This is a genomic window from Culturomica sp. (assembly GCF_003524185.1).
Lineage (GTDB): Bacteria > Bacteroidota > Bacteroidia > Bacteroidales > Marinifilaceae > Culturomica > Culturomica massiliensis.
In genome coordinates this window covers 43,467-62,184 of sequence record NZ_DOED01000007.1, presented here as the reverse complement: position 1 = coordinate 62,184, position 18,718 = coordinate 43,467, and the positions used below count along the sequence as shown (strand labels likewise).

The following is an 18,718-nucleotide window of genomic DNA, read 5'->3' as shown; positions in this document are numbered from 1 at the left end:
ATGAGTGTCAGGAATAAATCAAATCATATATATATTTTTTTCATCGGCCTTTTTGCTTTATTATTTGCTTATCCTTCTTTTTCTCAGAGTATAGGAGACCGGGTTGAGCTGGATACATTTTATCTGGGAATGCGTGTGGCGGATACGATCTGTGTCGGTGAAAGTGTGCGTTTGTCTTGTGATCCGAAATATGCGGATAAGGATATCCTGTCTTATGAATGGATTGATGTGGAGACGGGAGCAGTGGTGTCGAGGATGCGGGATTTGGTTGTCAGTCCGAAAAAAACGAAGAAGTACGTTTTATCGTTCCGGTATTTGAGCCGGAGTCCGGAATTGGTGACCAACGGAGATTTTGAAGCCGGGAGAACCGGTTTTACGACGGAATATCGCTTTGTCAATACTACACCTTGGAATGCCGGTTCGGAATTATGGGACGAAGGAACCTATGTGGTCGGTAGAAACCCGCAGACTTATCATCCTTATTTTATCAGTCTCGGAGATCATACGACGGGGAGGGGTGAGATGCTGATCGGTAATGGAGATCCGTCGCGCAACCGCATCGTATGGACGCAGGATATACAAGTGGTTGCCGGGGAAATTTATGCTTTTTCCACATGGGTGAATTGGGTGAACCGGGGAACGGGAAATGCCAGTCCCTTGTTGTATTTCAGAATCGGAAATCAGGAAGTGCCTTGCTATGGTAAGAACAATCAGATCAGTTATTTTGATCAGGGGAAGTGGCTGCAATATTATACGACTTATCAGGCTCTCAATACGGGGCGAATAACTATTTCCTTACGGAATAAATGTACGGACAGGAACGGTAATGACTTTGCCGTGGATGATATTTCCTTTACGCCCGTGTCGGTTGTAATCGATTCGGTTGTCGTAAAAGTCAGTCCTCAGGTGGAAATCGGTCCGTTGAGGTCGCCGGAGTATTGTGAAGGAACGAATGTCAATATACAGCCGGATGTATATGGAAGCGGTACGTTGACCTATCTTTGGAGTAAGTTGGAAAGCGGGGTTTATCAAACAAAGAGTACGACTCCGCGACTTTTGATTCCGGGTGCGCAATTGACGGATGCCGGGCATTATCGTTATGTCGTACAGGGGGTTTGTAAACCGGATACGGTGGAATTCGATCTGGCTATCCGGGAAAAAGTGCGGTTGAATGGTAAATTACGGGATACGGTCCGGGTTTGTGTGGGGGAAAAGGCAACATTGGATGCGGATTGTTTTACCGGGTATGCCATCGGTTATAAATGGAGCGGTCCCGGTTCGGGATTCAGGCCTTATACGGCTGATTCGGCTTTGTATTATAAGTCTTCTGCAAATCTGGCGGACGCCGGACAATATACTTGCCGGGTGACGGATCTGGCCGGATGCAGTGGCCTTCAAACGATATTCCGGGTGTTGGAAGTAGCGGAAAAACCGAATTTGCGGGATGTTTTGGTATCGGATACATTGGTTTGTACAGGGACAAGTGTGACATTGAATGCCTGGACAGATAATGTGGGCGCTTCGTTGTTGTGGGAAGACGTTGAGACCGGAATAACGTATACCAAAACGTCGGGAGAATCGTTTCAGGTAACGGTAAATAAGGCTATGAAATTCAGGGTATGGGCCCGTAATACTTGTGACGATAGCGAAGCGCAGTTGGTGGAGATCGGGGTAAAGCCGGAATTAACAACGTTGAATGTGACCGGCGATCAGACGGTATGTGCCGGAACGGATGTAACTCTTTCGGCATCGGTCAATACAGATGCCGAAAGGTATGTGACGTATTTATGGACGGGCCCCCGGACAGCTTCGACAGCAGATTTATTTATCGATCTTGTAACTCCGGCAGATGCCGGCCAATATAAAGTGACGGTAACCGATGAATGCGGTCATACTTTACAGGATTCTGTAAATGTCGGTTTAATGAATGATTTGGACGGACTTCGCGGTCCCGGAAACCGGGAGGTGTGTGCCGGGGAATCGGTATCGTTTACCTTATCGGGTGGGGGCAACAGTCTCCGCTATGTATGGATGACTCCTGCCGGACAGCGTGTGCCGGCCAATCCAATGGTTATAAATAATGTGCAGGCGACGGATGCCGGAATATATATCTGTTGGGTGACAGATCGCTGCGGTCATTCGCAGCCTTATACGACTAGTTTGCTGATCCGGCCGGAAGGAAACATCACCCCTTTGGCAGATAAGGCTGAGGTCTGTCCCGGGGAAACAGTTGCGTTTAAGGTAAAAAAGGAAGGAACGGGAGGATATTACGAATGGTTTCGCGATGGAATGCCGATTGGAACCGCAGATCAGGATTTGATTCTGACTTCCGTTACCAGTGCGGCAGCCGGTGACTATGTGTGTGTCTATACGAACGGATGTCCCGGAAATGAGAAAAGAATCGTTTGTAACCTGGGAGTATGGGATGCCACCCGGATTGTTTCCCGGAGTCCGGCACAGTATGTACAGCCGCATTCGCCTGTGAACCTGTTTGTCAATGCAGAAGGAGAAGCTAATGAGTATGTGTGGACAATAGGGGATGTGGAAGTCGGTCGGGGACCGGTGTTGAATATTCCCGATATAGGAGAGGCCGGAACTTACCTTTATGTGTGTACCGTTACCGGTAAATGTGGAAAATCCTGGATTGCAATACCGGTGAATGTAGACGATTATATTCATTTGACAGAAAATAAATCCGTCGTTTTATGCGAGGGAGTAAAATATGCTTATTCGGCAGAATTGTTACCGGTGGGGTGTACGGCGAGTTCGGATATACAGTATTCCTGGAAATTTAACGGACGGGAGGTGAGTGATAAAAAAGCGCTTTCTTTTGCGGATTTTTCGGAAGCCGATGCCGGAACATACATCTGTGAGATAACGGGAACCTGTGGTACGGCCCGGCTGGAATTAACCGTATCGGTACTCCGAAAACCCGTATTGGCCTCTTTGAGTGTGGATAAGACGTTGTATTGTGAAGGAGAAGATGTGCGTATCCTGACGGGTGCGGATGTCGCTTCGGGATTGACTTATTCCTGGCAGAAGGATTCGAAAAGAATACCCTGGAACGGGGAGACTTTGATTTTGAATGATGTTTTGCCGGTTGATGGCGGTAATTATACCTGTAAAATCGAGAATGTGTGCGGTAATGACGAAAAGAGTGTTGCCGTGGTTGTGAAACCGCAGTTACAGGTAGCTCCGGCAGATTCTGTGTTGGAGCTGTGTATCGGAGATCCGGTGCGTTTGTCAGTCAGGGCGGGTGGAGAGAATATTGCTTATGCTTGGTCAGGACCTTCGGCAGAAAATTGGACCGGCGGAGATAGCCGGGAGTATTCTAATTCCGGTATTACGGCGGATGGAGCAGGACGCTATCGGTGTCATATAACGAGTATCTGCGGTACGGCTACCGTTTATCGGACACTGAGGGTTGAAAGTGAACTGGCGGTCAATGTCCCTGCCAGCCGGACGGTTTGTACTCATACGGATCAGGTTCTTGAATTACGGACAAATTTTGAAGAGAATGTAACCTGGAAATGGATATTGCCTGACGGGACGGTCAGCGATCAAAGGATTTTGTATGTGAACGATGTCGTTAGCTCCGGGGTATATAAATATGAAGTGGAGAGCCGGTGTGCCCGGAATAGCGGAGAGGTCAGCCTGAACGTTTATCCGGAAATGGGAGCCTTGTCTTTTACGCCTGATACCGCAGTATGCGAAGGTGGAACGGTGAATCTGAGTGCTTCGGTCAGCGGGGAAGGCATTTCTTACCGGTGGATGGGTCCCCGGGCTTTTGTGGTGAATGGGGATAAAGCGACGATTGCCGGAATCACTCCGGGGCAAGCGGGAGTATATGAAATTGTGGTTACAGATATCTGTAACCGGAGTAAAAACGGAAAAACTGACGTTTCCATTTTAAGATCACTCGAAAATATAGAAATTAGCCGGGATACGGCTGTTTGTCCGGGAGAAAACATACGTCTGGAAGTGAAAAAGGGGGCTCCCGGTATGGCTTATGAATGGCGCTTTAAAGGAAGTGTGAAAGGAAGTGATGCGGCATTGGAGCTGACGGCTTTGGCTGCTGCCGATGCGGGGGATTATATTTGCCGGACGACCGGAGTATGCGGAGTTCGGGAAGACACAGTACATGTAGATGTATATAAGCCGTTGGTGGTGACTCCTGCTCCACCTTTAGCTCCCGTGTGTCCGGGAGAGGATGTCATGTTTACTGCAGTTGCTGACGGTGAATCGCTGCGTTATGTGTGGAGTAAAGAAAATGCCGGTTATGTCGGTACGCTCGATCCTTTCCTGCAATTGCGGAATGTGCGCCCCCGGGATGCCGGTACTTATTTTTGTGATATTACATCGTCGTGCGGGACTGCCCGTCTGGAATACGAGTTGGACGTGTTGCCGTCAACTCTGATTGTCGGTGCTCCGACCTATAAGCATGCCAGTAAAGATACGTCGGAGACGCTGACTGTTCGGGCGGAGGGAGATCATCTCACTTACGAATGGTATCGAGATGGCGTAAAACAGGCTTGTGATTCGGCCACATTTGTTCAGGAAGCCTTACATTATGTGGATACATTGTATTTTATGTGTATTGTCAGAGGTACCTGTGGAACCGATACCGTATATACGACACTTGATGTCGGCGATTACCGGCTGGCGAATTCTTCGCCGGATACCATATGTGCCGGAAGTAGTTATGCTTATTTGGTGGAGGTGGTTCCGTATGATTCTCCTTGTTATGGAGACGAGCCGGCTGTGTACACATGGTACCGGAACGATAGCGGGGTGAACGATACGATTAAAGGTGCCGGTCAGGTGTTACGTTTTCGGGATGTACAGCCCGGGGATGCGGGTACTTATTATTGTCATGTGTGGCGGGATTGCGGGGATACGACTTTTGCCTTGACATTGGTTGTGTTGGATGTACCGGATGTGCATTCGATCAGTGCTGTGGATAGTATTGTCATTGAAGGAACGGATTATGCCATTGAGGTGACGGCTTCCGGAAGCTCGCTTTCTTATAGCTGGGCAAAAGATGCTGTACCTTTGAGGGGAGAAAACAGGCCAATACTGGAGTTTTTGCCGGCAAAAGTGGAAGATAGTGGGAAATATACGGTTACGGTTGCTAATAAATGCGGGTATTTTTCCCGGAATTCGGTATTGAGGGTCTATGAGAAGACAATCGTGACTTCGCCTAAACGTCAGGCTGTTGCGGTATGTTATGGGGAACAGGCAACTTTCAGGGTGGAGGCTGTTGGAAAAGACCTGATGTATCGTTGGTATCTGGACGGGCGGTTGCTTGCCGCTTCGTACGATAATTTCTATTGTCCGGAAGATCAGACCGTATCAGGAGAGTATCTGTGTGAGGTTACAGGGGTTGCCGATGCGGATTCTTGTTATATTTCTTTTACGGTGAATTCGTTACCGCAAGTGCTGTTCAATGGAAATTTAGCGGTTTGCCGGGGTTCTTATCTTCAGGAATATAGCAGTGGCGTAGCGAACGGTGTGGCTTATGCCTGGACTTTTGCAGGGGCGGAAATCATCGGAAACTCAACCGATAGAGTAATACAGGTAAATTGGAACGGAGTAGGAGAAGGCGGAAAAATTAATCTGGTACATACGGATTTACTTACCGGTTGCCGGAATTCGTTGGAAAAGGAGGTAATATATCAGGAATTGCCGGAAGTGAATCTGGTGCTTCCGGAAATGGTGGGATATTGTTTTGATTCTCTGGCTTTGAATCAGGCTTGGCCTTCCGGAGGACAGTATATCGTGAATGGTTTTCCGGAAACGGTGTTGCAACTTACCGATAAATCGATTGATTATCAGGTTGTATATACTTACACAGATGCGACTACCGGTTGTGTTGCAAATGCGGACAGAACCGTCAAAATCGCTCCGCAACCCATTGTCCGTCTGGAAAAGAGAACGGATATGACAGGGCGTTGCCATACGCTTCCTTTGAATGTGGCGGAAGCGACTCCCGGAACGATCCGGTGGGATGGAGATGTAGATGTAGATTTGGATGTTACCGATCCTTTGCATGCCGTTTATGTACCTTCGGATCAGGATCCGGAAATTCTTTATTTCGAGGTTTCCCTGGAAGATGGTTACGGTTGCCGGGAGGAGGATTACGAATACGTAACTTCAGTGCCGTTACCCCGGATTGCATTACCGGCAGATACGATTATCGGTAAATGCGATGCAGCGGAAAAGATATTGGAGATTCCGGTGGAATACCATACAGGTTGGTTGGAAGACATCCGCTGGTCGCCCGATACCAATGTGACGGATTTGAGTTATTCTTCGGCTGTTTTGCATTTTACACATTCCGGGAAATATTTATTCGAAGCGACTGTTCTTGATGCTTTAGGATGTGAGAGTAAGGATACGATTAACGTGACAGTATCCGACGGACCGACGGTAGCGAGCCGGGACGTCTGTTACGGGGAAGCCATTCATGTGGATTGCCTGGATTACGATTTTGTGTGGAGCGACGGATATGGAGCGGCTTATCGGGAATTGAGGGATACTGGAAGCGTGAGTGTCCATCTGGAGGATACCCTGGGATGCCAGGCCGATGCTTATTTTTCCGTCCATCCTTTACCGGAATTGAGTTTGCCGGATACGTTGCTGATATTGAAAGGAGAGATGTTATTGCTGCAACCGTTACTGGATCCGAAGTATGCGCCTTATCAAATCCGTTGGCAGGACGGTAGTACGGATACAGAATATACGGTTAGCGAAGCCGGAGAGTATGAAGTGGTTGTAGCCGACCGGCTGGGATGTACTACAGTGGCCACGGTTGTCGTTTCGGATAGGATGAAGATTCTTTCTCCGGAGGAACGTAAAATAATTCTTTGTTTTGGAGAAGGTGTGGATTTCGATGTGAAGGTACAGGGGGAGGCAGAGGAGTATAGGTGGTATAGAAACGGCGAGCTTATGGAAGTATCCCGAAGCAATATCTGGAAGTTGTCCGGTCTGACAGAGGATGCCGAATATATGTGTGAAGTTATCGGGCCTTCGAATTCCGATACTTGCCGGATGAGTGTTGCTGTAAAAGCATTACCGGAAGTGTATTTGCCGGAGGATAAAGTGGTGGATGTCTGTCGGGAAGACCTTACTTACCGGATCGAAGGACGCTATGTAACAGCGGCGTTCGATACCTTGTTCTGGTATCCCGAAAATAGTGTCCGGCAAACGGGAAATGCTACCGGAGAGGTTGTTTTCCGGGATCCCGGAGAATATGAATATAAGCTTACTGTCAGAGATATATGGGGATGTGAAGGTTCCGACACCATCCGTTTTTCTGTCATCGGGCCTTTGGTTATCGAAGGAAAAGAAGTGTGTGCGGGAGAAACCATATCTGTCGATTGCAGCGGTTATCCTTTTGTGTGGGATGACGGTTATAACCAGGCGTACCGCCAGATTTCCGAAGTCGGACAATATGTATTGCGGGGAACCAATCCGTACGGTTGTGTAACGGAGGCTGTTTTTGCCGTCCATCCGCGACCGGTATTCGAATTGCCGGATACGCTCTATTTGTATGCGGGGCAACGTCATCTTTTCGAAGTGAATCCGGATGAAGTGTACGGGCCTTATTCGATTCGGTGGTCCAACGGCATATTGGGAGAGTCCTGTGAGATCAGCGACGAAGGATCGTACAGTGTAGAGGTGACCGACCGGGTCGGTTGTACTACCCGGAAAACGGTGGAGGTAATTCGTCCGGTACATTATTATGCTCCGAATGCCTTTTTACCGAATAGCAGTGGGGAAAATTCCCGTTTTTATCTGAAGGATGTCAATTTCTCGGAGCCTTTCGAGATGTATATTTATAACCGGTGGGGAGAATTGGTATATAAGACTAAAACGATTGGTTTTGAAGGGGGATGGAACGGAGTGTACGAAGGTGTTGATTGTTTGCCCGGTGCCTATGTATGGGTTGCTTACAGTGGTGGAAAGGTGTTGGGTAAAGGTACGTTGATGTTGATTAGATAATATGGATATTATGTGGAGATTGTTGTGTATATTATTGTTTATCGGGGGAGGTAGGCTTTGTGCCCAGGATTTGCAGTATTCGCAGTTTTTTGCGAATCAGCTTGATCTGAATCCTGCTTTTGCTGGTTCGCAACAATACCATCGTATTATTATGAATTACCGGAATCAGTGGCCGGAGATGGGAAATCCGTATGTAACTTATTCTTTTTCGTTTGATACTCATTTATACAAATGGAATAGTGGGGTAGGCGTGAGAATAGAACAGGACCGTCAGGGTGCCGGAGCATTGAAAACATTGACCGTAAGCGGGATGTATTCTTATTTGGTGAAGATTCGTCCGGAAGATGCCGGTTTGCGGTTTGCGGTAGGAGCTTCGATGATACAGAATTCCCTGGACATGTCGAAATTGGAATTTCCTGATATGATCGATCCGATTTACGGTTCGATTTATCCGCATAATCCTGCCGATGACCCGCAGAAATATAAAAAAGTTACCTGTGATTTCAGTGCGGGAGTACTCGGTTTTTTCGGACCTTATCATTTTGGCGCTTCGGTACAGCATATCGGAGAGCCTTCTCTGGCTTTTGGAAGTGATGCCCATTTACCGATGAAATATACGGTACATGCCGGGATGGAGATCGGGGTGAGAAGCGGGAAAATGTTCGGTTTGCATTGGCCGGTGAAGTTGACAATAAATCCTCTTTTGATGTATCAGAAACAAAGTGTTCACCAACAAATGAACTACGGGGCTTATTGTACGTATGGAGATTTTATAGCGGGGGCCTGGTATCGTCAGAATTTCGATCGTCCGTTGAGCGCCATGCTTTTTATGGTTGGCTATGATACGAAATATTTCCGGGTCGCTTATAGTTTCGATTGGACGATATCTAAACTGGAAACCGTAGGTAACGGGGCGCATGAAGTGTCGTTTATGTTTCTTTTCTGGAATAGCACCAAGAAAAAGTACAAGGCTATTCCTTGTCCTTCCTTCTATGGAAAGAACGGATTTTCGTAAAGCATAGAAAAATGTAGCCTGCAAGTTTGAAAGATCCGCATAAAATGACACGCTGGGACGGACTCATTTGTGTAATTTTGATTTTTGATTCTTTTGCAGTAGCAATGGTTATTTTGCTTTATTTTGTTTAAAACAGATTTTTTTGCTTCAACAGAACGTTTTCCCGGAAAAGGGTTAATTCCAATTGTATATCCGATATCGGAAATCGGAAATAAATTTGTAGAATCGGCGAAATCTGCGGGGCTCATTAAAAACAATTCTATTGTCTTTCCGAATTTGCATTTTATTAAGATTTTACGAAGATGTAATTCGTATTATCGGAAAGTTTTGCATTAAATCGGAAAGCATCCCATTCGAATTGCTTGATTTTTTCCGGTTCTTCGATTCGGTTTAACAGGATGTAACGGGTCATTTCACCCCGGGCCATTTTAGCGTAAGTACGGATGGTTTCATATTTCCCATTCCGAAATTCTTTAAATTCCGGCGTAATGACCCTGACTTTCTCGTTCAGCATTTTCATATCCAAGGCTCCGAGAACATCCAGGCTGGCCAGGTTAATTAAAATATTCCCGCTTTTTTGTGTCGCTTCAATTAAGGGGGTGGTGAGTTTGGGCAACCAGTATTCGTATAAATCTTTTTCTTCTATTCCTTTCAGTTTTATTTTGAAAGCAATGCGATAGGCTTTGATTAAGTCGAGTGGTTTGACGAGACCGTATAGGGTTGAGATGATGCGCAGGTGGTCTTGTGCATACCGGAAATCTTTATCGGTAAATGTAGACGGATTGATGTGTTGGAAAACATTTCCCGTATAGGCCAGTAAAGCCGGTTTTGCCGGTGTCGTATTCAAGCCGAAATCCCTGTATCTTTCATAATTGATATCTGTAAGCTTATTACTGATCTGAAGTAGAATTTGTAGTTGGTCACGGGAATATTCCTGCATTTTGGATGCGATAAATTCTGCATCGCTCTGAAATTGCGGTTTCGTTCCGGCAGGGGCATTGGCTACCGGATTCATATCCATTGACTTGGCAGGTGAAAGAATAATTAGCATGGTTCCAATCGGTTTATCGTGAAACAAAGATATAACTTCTTCGGGTTTTACGGAATTTTTGCATTTTTGATTTACAATTTACGGTTTATAATCAATCCGATCGTTTCCCTTTCTCAACTTTGTTTTCGAAGTTCTATTTAAAATCTGTAATCCGGCTGGTTTTATAATTTTCCGGTATTGTGTAACTAACTGTCCGTTATTAGGGTATAAATAGCACACGGGGATATTGTGCCTGAATGTTATAATGGATTATAAATCACGGGTGCAGGAACCGGGAAAAGTTTGTGATACATTGATTTAAAATTAAATATTATGAGACGTTTTTATGGAGTGATATTTATTTTAGGTGTCGTTTTACTGGCGGCATGTAATGATGACAATAGCGACCAATCGGGAAAACCGGGTGAAGGTCCCGGGAGAATAGAGTTATCGGTTACCGGACGGGTTGGAACTGTAACGGGGGAAAAATTGATTAATTATGTCAAATCTCTGGATTTGTTTTTGTTCCGGGAGAATACGAACGGTATTTATTTGTTGACGGAAACCGCTTCGCTGGATAAAGAGCAATTGGATGCATTAACCAATAGCACTACCGGAAGTAATGCCGGATTTACAGAACCGAAGGATGTCGATTTCGATAATCTGCCTATCGGTAATTACATGATTGTAGGGCTTGGAAATATGCTCGATTCGACGGGTATGGAGTTAGAGAATGCGAATCTGACCGGGGCTGTTATCGGGAATACGATGGATCAGGTAATTGCTTCGGTCGTATCGGGTAATACCGCACCACGCCTGTTTTTCGGACAGACGGAACGGATCGTATTGGGAAGTGCTATGCCGGTAACGCCGCAATTGACACTTTTCCGGAAAGTAGCTATGTTTTACCTGACGCTGGAAAATGTACCTTCTGCGGTGAAGCGTATCGATGTCGGAATTCAAAATACATACGGAGCATTCGATATGACCGGAGATTTTCTGAGTAACCGGATTATTTCAGTTGTTTCGTCGAACGAGTATATGTTTACGGAGGATCAGCCGCAGTTGCCGATAGGAGTGATTGCTTTGCCTACGGTTGCAGGACAGCAGTCTGCTTTTACATTGACTTTTTATCTCGATAACGGACAGGTAATTGATATTCCCTTGCAGAATGAATATACGTTGAAGAGTAATACGATTACGAAATTGACAGCGACCATCGATGCTAATCAGTCGGGAGGGGTATGGAAAGTAGATTTGACGCTTTCAATTTCAGCCGATGTCGAGTGGAATGTAGATCAGGAACCCGGAATAATCATCTAGTTATAGCCCTATAAATGAGAAAATTGTTAATCGGCTTGGGTGTCCTTTGTTTCGGATGTTCGGATAATACCGGAGAAATCGGCAATTTACCGGACCCGGATCCTTTTACCCGTTTGACGTTGACATCTGATGTTACAATAGACAGTTCGCAAGTGTTGTTTTTTCGTCAATTGGCAGAAGGAGATTCCCTGGTATGTCAGATAGGGATAGAAGGACCGAAAGCGGATCCGGACGAGCATATTTTCAGTGTACCTGCAGGATATTATCAATTGGTGACAATCGGGAACGGAGAACCGGAACATATCCGGTTTATGGGGGGACAACGCACGAAAGACAGTACTTTGATTGAGTATACCGGAGGGGTGCAGCCGCCTGATTTGTATTACGGGTCGGGTTATGTAAAAGCCGGAGAACAGAAAAGAATCGGTTCTGCCTTTCTGATTCTTACTTGTCGGATTGCATTGACAATACAGCAGGTGCCGCAGGAAGTAAAACGAATCCGGGCGGTTTTGGAAAATACGGCGGAGGGCGTGTACTTAAATCTGGTTATCCGGAAAAAGCCTGCTATACCGCCAATTTTTACAGAATTGACAGAGTTGCAGCCCGGAACGAGTCCGACGATTCATTTTAAATCGTTTCCGTCTGTCTCGTCAACGGACAGTTCTTTTCTGAATGTGAGTTGTTTTGATGCGGCAGATAATCTACTGTATCAGGGAAAATCGGTTTCTTTTCGTTTGGTGGGTTCGGAGGATATTCAGGTCAGTTGTCGTTTTCAATCGGTAGGGCGTACGGATGTGAAGCCGGTAAAGAAAAATAGCATTGTTTCCGATTTCCTTTTGCAATGAGATAAGATTTAAATCTGAAGAATATGAGGTATATACTCTTTTTTTTGACAGGAATATTACTGGCGGCTTGTTCCGATGATACCTCTTCTTTGCCGGCAAACCGAAAAATGATAAGGTTGAGCATGTCGACCCGGGGAATTTATGATTTTGCGACCTATATCAGAGATCTGCAAATATTTGCTTTCAAACAGGATATGAAAGGGGAATATGTCTTTTACGATAAATTGGCAGATTTGAATGAGCAGGAAATCCGGGAATTGGAGGAGGGAAAATCTCCGGGAACGACTTATACCGAATCAAAGTTATTGGATACGGAATTAGAGATCGGAAAGTACCGTTTTTATTTTGTAGGAAATGCACGGGCTGAGAGTGGGGGTATATTACAGGAGGGTATCACACGTCCTTCTGACGTCTGGTTGAATTATCCGGAGACCGGATTGTCTCTGCCTTATTTTCTGGGGCAGACGGAGACGGCGGTCGGAGAGGTTATCGAGACTGTAGCGGTCGAATTGCACCATGTTGTCAGCCGTTTGTTTATAAAGATTGACGGTGTCCCCCTGGAAATCGATACGATCCGTATGTCGGTGAAAAATATCGACCGTCGCATTACGCTGGAAGGTGAGTATTCAGAACCGGGGGATGCTCCGGCAGAGGTTTTTATTGTGAAAAATGAAAAACCTCACCAGCAGGTTACTGCTCTGTTCGATTTATATATTTTTCCATCTGCCGGAGAAACATCTGAAATTGAACTGGTGTTTCATGCCCGGAACGGGGAGGAAAGAACAAAGTTAGTGCCGGTAGAATTATTACCGGACCGGTATGTAAATTTGTTTGCAACCGTAAACAGTAGTTACGGGGCATTGTTGAGTTTTGAATTTACCTGCGTTTATTTTTTCGCTTTCGATTGGCAGAATATCGTATGGCCGGATTTTCCTTTAATACCGCAAAAATGATGAAGATTACCGGATATTGGATCATAGGGTGTATCCTTTTTGGGGGTATAGCTTGTACGGACGAAAAGGAATGTTCCCGGGAGGTGGCAGGAGCAGAGGGGCGTTTTAAAATGCAGGACGTAGCTTATGCTTTCGAGGGGGATGAGGCTGCGGATTACAAGCCTTATTATAATTTTACCGATCGGCTGGAATTATTGGCATTCCGGGAAAACCATATAGATACTTCTTTTGTTTATGATTATAATTACTGTCGTGAACATCCGGTTATTTCGGAATTTTTGAGACCGGGGAGCTATTATTTTTTATTTGCCGGGAATTTATTGGATCACAAATTAATGAACTGGCAGTTTATGGATTCCGGGATATTACAAGCCGTTTTCCGGATTGAGGATCATTTGGAGCCTCCGGTTTATCTGATAGATATTCTTCGGGGAAATCTTTGGGGCGTGGTTGATTTGCCTGTACAATTGCAGATGATTGTTTCCCGTTTGGAAATCAAAGTTATTAATCCGCCGGAATGGGTTACCGGCTTGGAGTTTTCTGTGCAACAAATTGCCCGGGAAATTCGTATTCGTAGAAATAATTATATGCAATTAGACGGGTTGGAAAGTGAACTTTCAGACACGACATCCGTATATAAAACAACCGATTTGAAATATATCGGTCCCGGTGATTATTGGGTCGGCGTAAACACCTTCCCGACTTATAAAGATCATCCGGCTGTCGTTGATGTGAAATTGAAAGGTGCTGAGAAAGTAAGTCAATTCGTCATTAATGATAACCGTTTGCTTTTTCGTCCGGGGCAGATCGTACGTATGAGTATTCTTTTTGAGACGGAGAGTACTATCCGGGTATCAGTAGAAATAAAAGAGAAATGGGAAATAATAGACGAAGGGAGAGTTGAAATTTGAGAAGGATGATTGTTAACAGAGAGGTAGAAATGGTCAGGTTAAATGGAATCCTAAAGGGGAAAAAACCGGTTTTAGTTCAATTCTATGCGAATTGGTGTCCTCATTGTCAACGAATGCGACCGATTTTGGATGCTTTGGAAAAAGAAAACAGTGAACACCTGATCGTAGAAAGGTATGATATCGATGCCCCGCAGAATGCGAGGTTGTTGGAATATTACCGAATACAATCTGTACCGACATTCCTGTTATTTTATGACGGGGATCAGGTATGGCGGCAAAGTGGCGAAATGCCTTCGGAACAATTGGAAGAAGTGGTCCGGAAATATGAATGAGTTTTTGATTGACGATTTACGATTCTGTCTCTCAATCCGAACAGTTAGTTTTGCTTTGTCCGGTTTAAAACAGATGTATTCTGACTCCGGCAAAACATCCTTGAATAAACACAGTTTATTCCGATCGTAAATTAAAAATGAATCGGCGGGAGCAATCCTGAATCGTCAATCAATCGATTCTTTTTTAAGCGGGGTTAAAATCGGAAGATTCCAGAATCTTTCCTAAATATTTGCTTAGATTTGCAAAAATAGGAAAGATATGAAAGTGCTTGTTATTGAAGATGAAGATAGTTTGCGGGGAACAATTGTGCGTTCCCTGGAGAAGGAACGGTTTATTGCGGAGTGGGCGGCAGATTACCGGACAGCTATGGAAAAGCTGAATGATTATGATTACGACTGTGTGTTGTTGGATATTATGCTACCGGATGGAAACGGTCTGGCTTTGTTGGAAGAGTTGAAAAAAATGCGTAAGAAAGAAAGCGTTATCATTATTTCAGCCAAGGATTCGATTGAAGATAAAGTGACCGGATTGGATCTGGGGGCGGACGATTATCTGGCTAAACCTTTCCATCTGGCGGAACTGCATGCCCGGGTGAAATCTGTTATCCGGCGTAAGCAAAATGACGGTGATGTGTCTATTGTATTGGAAAATTTGCATGTTTTTCCCGACCGGCATATTGTTTTTGTCAATGATGCTGAATTGGTGCTGAATAGAAAAGAATTTGATCTGCTTTATTATTTTGTGACGAACCCGGATCGTTTGATTCATAAGGAAGCTTTAGCCGAGGCTGTCTGGGGGGATTGTATAGATCAAGCGGATAGTTTTGATTTTATTTATTCTCAGGTAAAGAACCTGAGAAAGAAGATGAAAACAGCGGGAGCTTTGCCGGAAATAAAAGCCGTTTACGGTTTCGGATATAAAATGAATACAAAAGGGGACTGATTTTTAAGTATGAAACTGATTCACTATACAATAGGACGTTTGGCAATTGTCGTTTTAATAATTATGGCTTTCTGGTCGGTATTTTTCTATTTTCAGATTGTAGACGAGGTGTACGACGAGACGGACGATAGCCTGAAAAATTATAAAAAGATCGTTATCAAACAGATGTTGCGGGATGCAGACATACCGCGCAGTCATACGGATATTCTTACCCGTTATTATATTACGGAGATTCCTGCTGACGTGGGTAAACATTATCGGGAGCATTTTGAGACGACGGAGGCTTTTAATGAGTATGAAATGGACGATGAGCCTGTACGATTGTTGAGAACTGCTTTTAAGACGGAAAACGGACAGTATTACGAGTTGACGATCATGACCTCCATTATAGAGGAAGATGATATGCTGGAATCGATTTTATGGTCGATTGTTTATTTGTATGTTGCGGTGGTCATCTGTATTTTATTTGTTTCCCATTGGATGTTCCGGAAAAGTTTCCGGCCATTTTATGCTTTGATGGGGTGGCTGGATAATTTTACGGTGGGTAAACCCAATACACCTTTGGTAAACGAAACCCGGGTAACGGAATTCAGGCGTTTGAATAAGGCAATCGCAGAGATGGCCGGGCGGAATGAGACCGTATTTCATGAGCAGAAGCGATTTATTGAAAATGCTTCCCATGAATTGCAGACACCTTTGGCCATTTGCCGGAATAAACTGGAGTTATTGGCAGAGAGTCCGGCTTGTACGGAAGAGTTGCTGAATGAAATCGGAGATATACATCAAACTCTCGACCGGATTATTCGTTTGAATAAATCTTTGTTGTTGTTGTCCCGTATTGAAAATCGTCAGTATACGGAGGTTAAAAATGTGGTATTTAATACAATATTGCATGGAGCGGCAGATGATTTTAAAGATATTTATGCTTACCGGAATATCCGGATCGAAATAAAGGAGGAAGGCGTGTTTAGCTGTCAGATGAATGAAATGCTGTCTGTTGTTTTAATGACGAATTTACTTAAAAATGCGATTGTCCATAGTCCGGATTGCGGGGCTGTGAATATCGGAATTACGGTTGATGAGGTCCGGTTTGCTAATGATGCTGTTGACGGACCTCTCGACGATAAAAAGGTGTTTCAGCGTTTTTATCATGCAGGAGGTAAAAAGGAATCGACAGGCTTAGGCTTGGCCATCGTTAAATCGATAACGGATATGTATGGTTTACGGATAGATTATCGTTATGACGGGCGTCATCATTTTTGTATCAGAAGGAATAGGTAGTGATGTATTCGAAAAGAGAACGGTAGAACGGGTGTCGGGTGAGTGTCGTGGAATTTCCCAGAATAATGAGTTTCATGCGGGCACGGGTTATGGCAACGTTCATGCGGCGCAAATCATTTAAAAAACCGATGTTTCCTGCTTCATTTGCCCTTACAAGACTGACAAAAATGACATCGCGTTCCTGTCCTTGAAAGCCGTCTACGGAGTTTACTGTAATCAGAGACCGGAAAGGCTTGAAAAAACGGTCGGCTTTGAGGAGTCTTCGGATATAGTATACCTGTGCTTTGTATGGAGAAATTAATCCGAAATCGATTCGTTCTTCCAGAATACGGCTCATCCCGATTTTTTCAATATATGTCCGGAGGTGTTCGATCAGTAATGCAGCCTCATTTTTATTCATGCGGCTCATGCTGTCTCCCGCAGTTTCTTCCGCTGCTTCCGGTTCGGCGGTATCTATCCATACCAATGGCGAATCATACTCGAGAATGCTTCGGTGTTTTACTTCCGGTGCAGCTTCCAGACGATTGTGATAAAACCAACGGGAAGGAAAAGCCATTATGGCTTCATGCATACGGTATTGGGTTTGTAAGAGGGTTACGGCCGATGGCTGACGTCGGACCACTTTTTGCATTAATGTCTGTTCGAGCCCGCCTCGTGCCGCTTCGGGGCATTTTACCGTCGGTGGTAACTGACAGTGGTCGCCGGCAAAAATGACCCGTTCGGTTTTGCTTATTGCAATCCAACAGGCTGCTTCCAGGGCTTGTGATGCTTCGTCGATAAAGAGGGTGCTGAAACGTTTATTTGCCAGTAAACGGTTGGCAGCTCCGACCAGAGTACAGGCAATTACTCTGGCTTCGGCAAATAAATCGCGGTCGATTCCGATTTCCAGCTCGGTAGCCCGGTGACGTAGCTGGAGCAAACGGTCGTATTGTATTTTGCGATGTTGTCCTTCTGCTTTACGTATTATGCCGATGGCTTCCCGGATCATCTTTCTGATTTTCCATAATTCGGGGTAATCGGGATGTGCTTCGAAACGACGTTCGTAGCTGAAAGAAAGCATTTTGTCATTGACTCGCGTCGGATTTCCGATCCGAAGAACAGGAATTCCGCGGTCTGTCAGTTTTTCGGCAATCCAGTCGACGGCTGTATTACTTTGGGCGCAGACCAGAACTTGATTTTCTTTGTGTAATGTTTCATATACAGCTTCGACGAGCGTAGTGGTTTTCCCCGTTCCGGGAGGACCGTGAACGATACCGGTGTCTTTGGTATAAAGAATCCGGTTGACGGCTTCTTCTTGTTTCCGGTTGAGCCAGGGGAAGCGCATCGGCGGTATATTCCGGAAAAAAGCCGTTTGTTTGCCCAATATAATTTCGCGAAGCTCTGCCAAACGGTTGTCTTTAGCCTGCATCACTTCGTTCAGGGCTGCAAACATGGTTTTGTATGTCGTTTCGTCGAAATAAAGTTGTATGCCTAAATCCGTGCATTGCTGCAATGTTGTGGCCACTGAGGTATTGGGTAAAACCACGACCATGCGGTTGCCGTCTACATAGCTGATTGTACCGTTGAAATTGAAGTAGCGTTGGTTTCCCGCTGCATCCGGCGTAAAAAAACAAACCGGACGCCCGTATTCGAAATTATGTTCCGTGTCATCATCACTCTCTTTTGTAATTTCGATGACCGGCAGGTTCAATGAATTGTAATAGTTACGTCCGGCTCCGACCGGATACCAGCAGAACCCCTGCCGTATCTTATGTAAAATCCCTCCCGTTCTGGATTTTTGGAGGTAGCTTTCTTTTTCATAAGCGTATTCCTGTTCCAATAGACGGTATTGCTGTTGTAATTCAGCCAGGGAGGAAGGGAGGGTACGGTTGTTCATCGGTTGTTTATGTATCGGCAAAATTACAGACTTTCAGTTGAAATGAAAAAGATTAAAGAGAAAAAAGGAACAACCGGTGGATTTGTATTTTTATTCTGAATAAAATCGTTTTGTTTATTTCGGTTTTTACGGTTCCGGACCGGATTTGTCGACCGGAGCAGGAGAAGACGTGTTACCTGAATCCGGAATTGAGCAATACGCTTTG

General features: G+C 45.1%; 11 protein-coding genes. 9 read left to right on the top strand and 2 right to left on the bottom strand.

Annotated features, from left to right (window positions below):
• A complete protein-coding gene (locus DD657_RS02605) occupies positions 1 to 8,004 on the top strand; it encodes a T9SS type B sorting domain-containing protein (RefSeq protein WP_287048364.1) in 8,004 nt (2,667 codons plus the stop codon).
• Positions 8,005 to 8,014: 10 nt separating this feature from the next.
• Positions 8,015 to 9,019, top strand: coding sequence for a PorP/SprF family type IX secretion system membrane protein (locus tag DD657_RS02600; RefSeq protein WP_021987446.1), 1,005 nt, complete (start codon positions 8,015 to 8,017; stop codon positions 9,017 to 9,019).
• 286 nt (positions 9,020 to 9,305) lie between these two features.
• On the opposite strand, the gene DD657_RS02595 is transcribed toward DD657_RS02600, so the two are convergent.
• Positions 9,306 to 10,070: a YaaA family protein gene (locus tag DD657_RS02595; RefSeq protein WP_021987447.1), complete on the bottom strand. Its 765-nt coding sequence runs from the start codon at positions 10,068 to 10,070 to the stop codon at positions 9,306 to 9,308.
• A gap of 312 nt (positions 10,071 to 10,382) precedes the next feature.
• Between DD657_RS02595 and DD657_RS02590 the strand changes: the two genes are divergently transcribed.
• The 7 genes from DD657_RS02590 to DD657_RS02560 all read left to right on the top strand — a co-directional run bounded on the left by DD657_RS02590 (position 10,383) and on the right by DD657_RS02560 (position 16,637).
• The gene (locus DD657_RS02590; protein ID WP_068690441.1) at positions 10,383 to 11,372 is read left to right on the top strand and encodes a FimB/Mfa2 family fimbrial subunit; all 990 of its coding nucleotides are present in this window, start codon (positions 10,383 to 10,385) and stop codon (positions 11,370 to 11,372) included.
• Between the two features lie 14 nt (positions 11,373 to 11,386).
• The gene (locus DD657_RS02585; RefSeq protein WP_021987449.1) at positions 11,387 to 12,217 is read left to right on the top strand and encodes a hypothetical protein; all 831 of its coding nucleotides are present in this window, start codon (positions 11,387 to 11,389) and stop codon (positions 12,215 to 12,217) included.
• Positions 12,218 to 12,240: 23 nt separating this feature from the next.
• On the top strand, positions 12,241 to 13,170 hold the full coding sequence (locus DD657_RS02580; protein WP_068690436.1) for a hypothetical protein: 930 nt from the start codon (positions 12,241 to 12,243) through the stop codon (positions 13,168 to 13,170).
• Positions 13,167 to 14,081 (top strand): FimB/Mfa2 family fimbrial subunit, encoded by a 915-nt coding sequence (locus DD657_RS02575; protein ID WP_148453276.1) that lies wholly within the window; start codon positions 13,167 to 13,169, stop codon positions 14,079 to 14,081. Before DD657_RS02580 ends, DD657_RS02575 begins: the two co-directional genes overlap by 4 nt.
• A 5-nt stretch (positions 14,082 to 14,086) precedes the next feature.
• Positions 14,087 to 14,413 carry a thioredoxin family protein gene (locus DD657_RS02570; protein ID WP_227461758.1) on the top strand — a complete coding sequence of 109 codons (327 nt, stop codon included), beginning with the start codon at positions 14,087 to 14,089 and terminating at the stop codon, positions 14,411 to 14,413.
• 259 nt (positions 14,414 to 14,672) lie between these two features.
• Positions 14,673 to 15,356 carry a response regulator transcription factor gene (locus DD657_RS02565; protein WP_068690429.1) on the top strand — a complete coding sequence of 228 codons (684 nt, stop codon included), beginning with the start codon at positions 14,673 to 14,675 and terminating at the stop codon, positions 15,354 to 15,356.
• Between the two features lie 9 nt (positions 15,357 to 15,365).
• Positions 15,366 to 16,637, top strand: a complete 1,272-nt coding sequence (locus DD657_RS02560) for a sensor histidine kinase (RefSeq protein WP_021987454.1) — start codon at positions 15,366 to 15,368, stop codon at positions 16,635 to 16,637.
• Here DD657_RS02560 and DD657_RS02555 read toward each other — a convergent pair.
• Positions 16,621 to 18,513, bottom strand: a complete 1,893-nt coding sequence (locus DD657_RS02555) for an AAA domain-containing protein (protein ID WP_287048400.1) — start codon at positions 18,511 to 18,513, stop codon at positions 16,621 to 16,623. The genes DD657_RS02560 and DD657_RS02555 overlap by 17 nt on opposite strands.
• Positions 18,514 to 18,718: the final 205 nt, after the last annotated feature.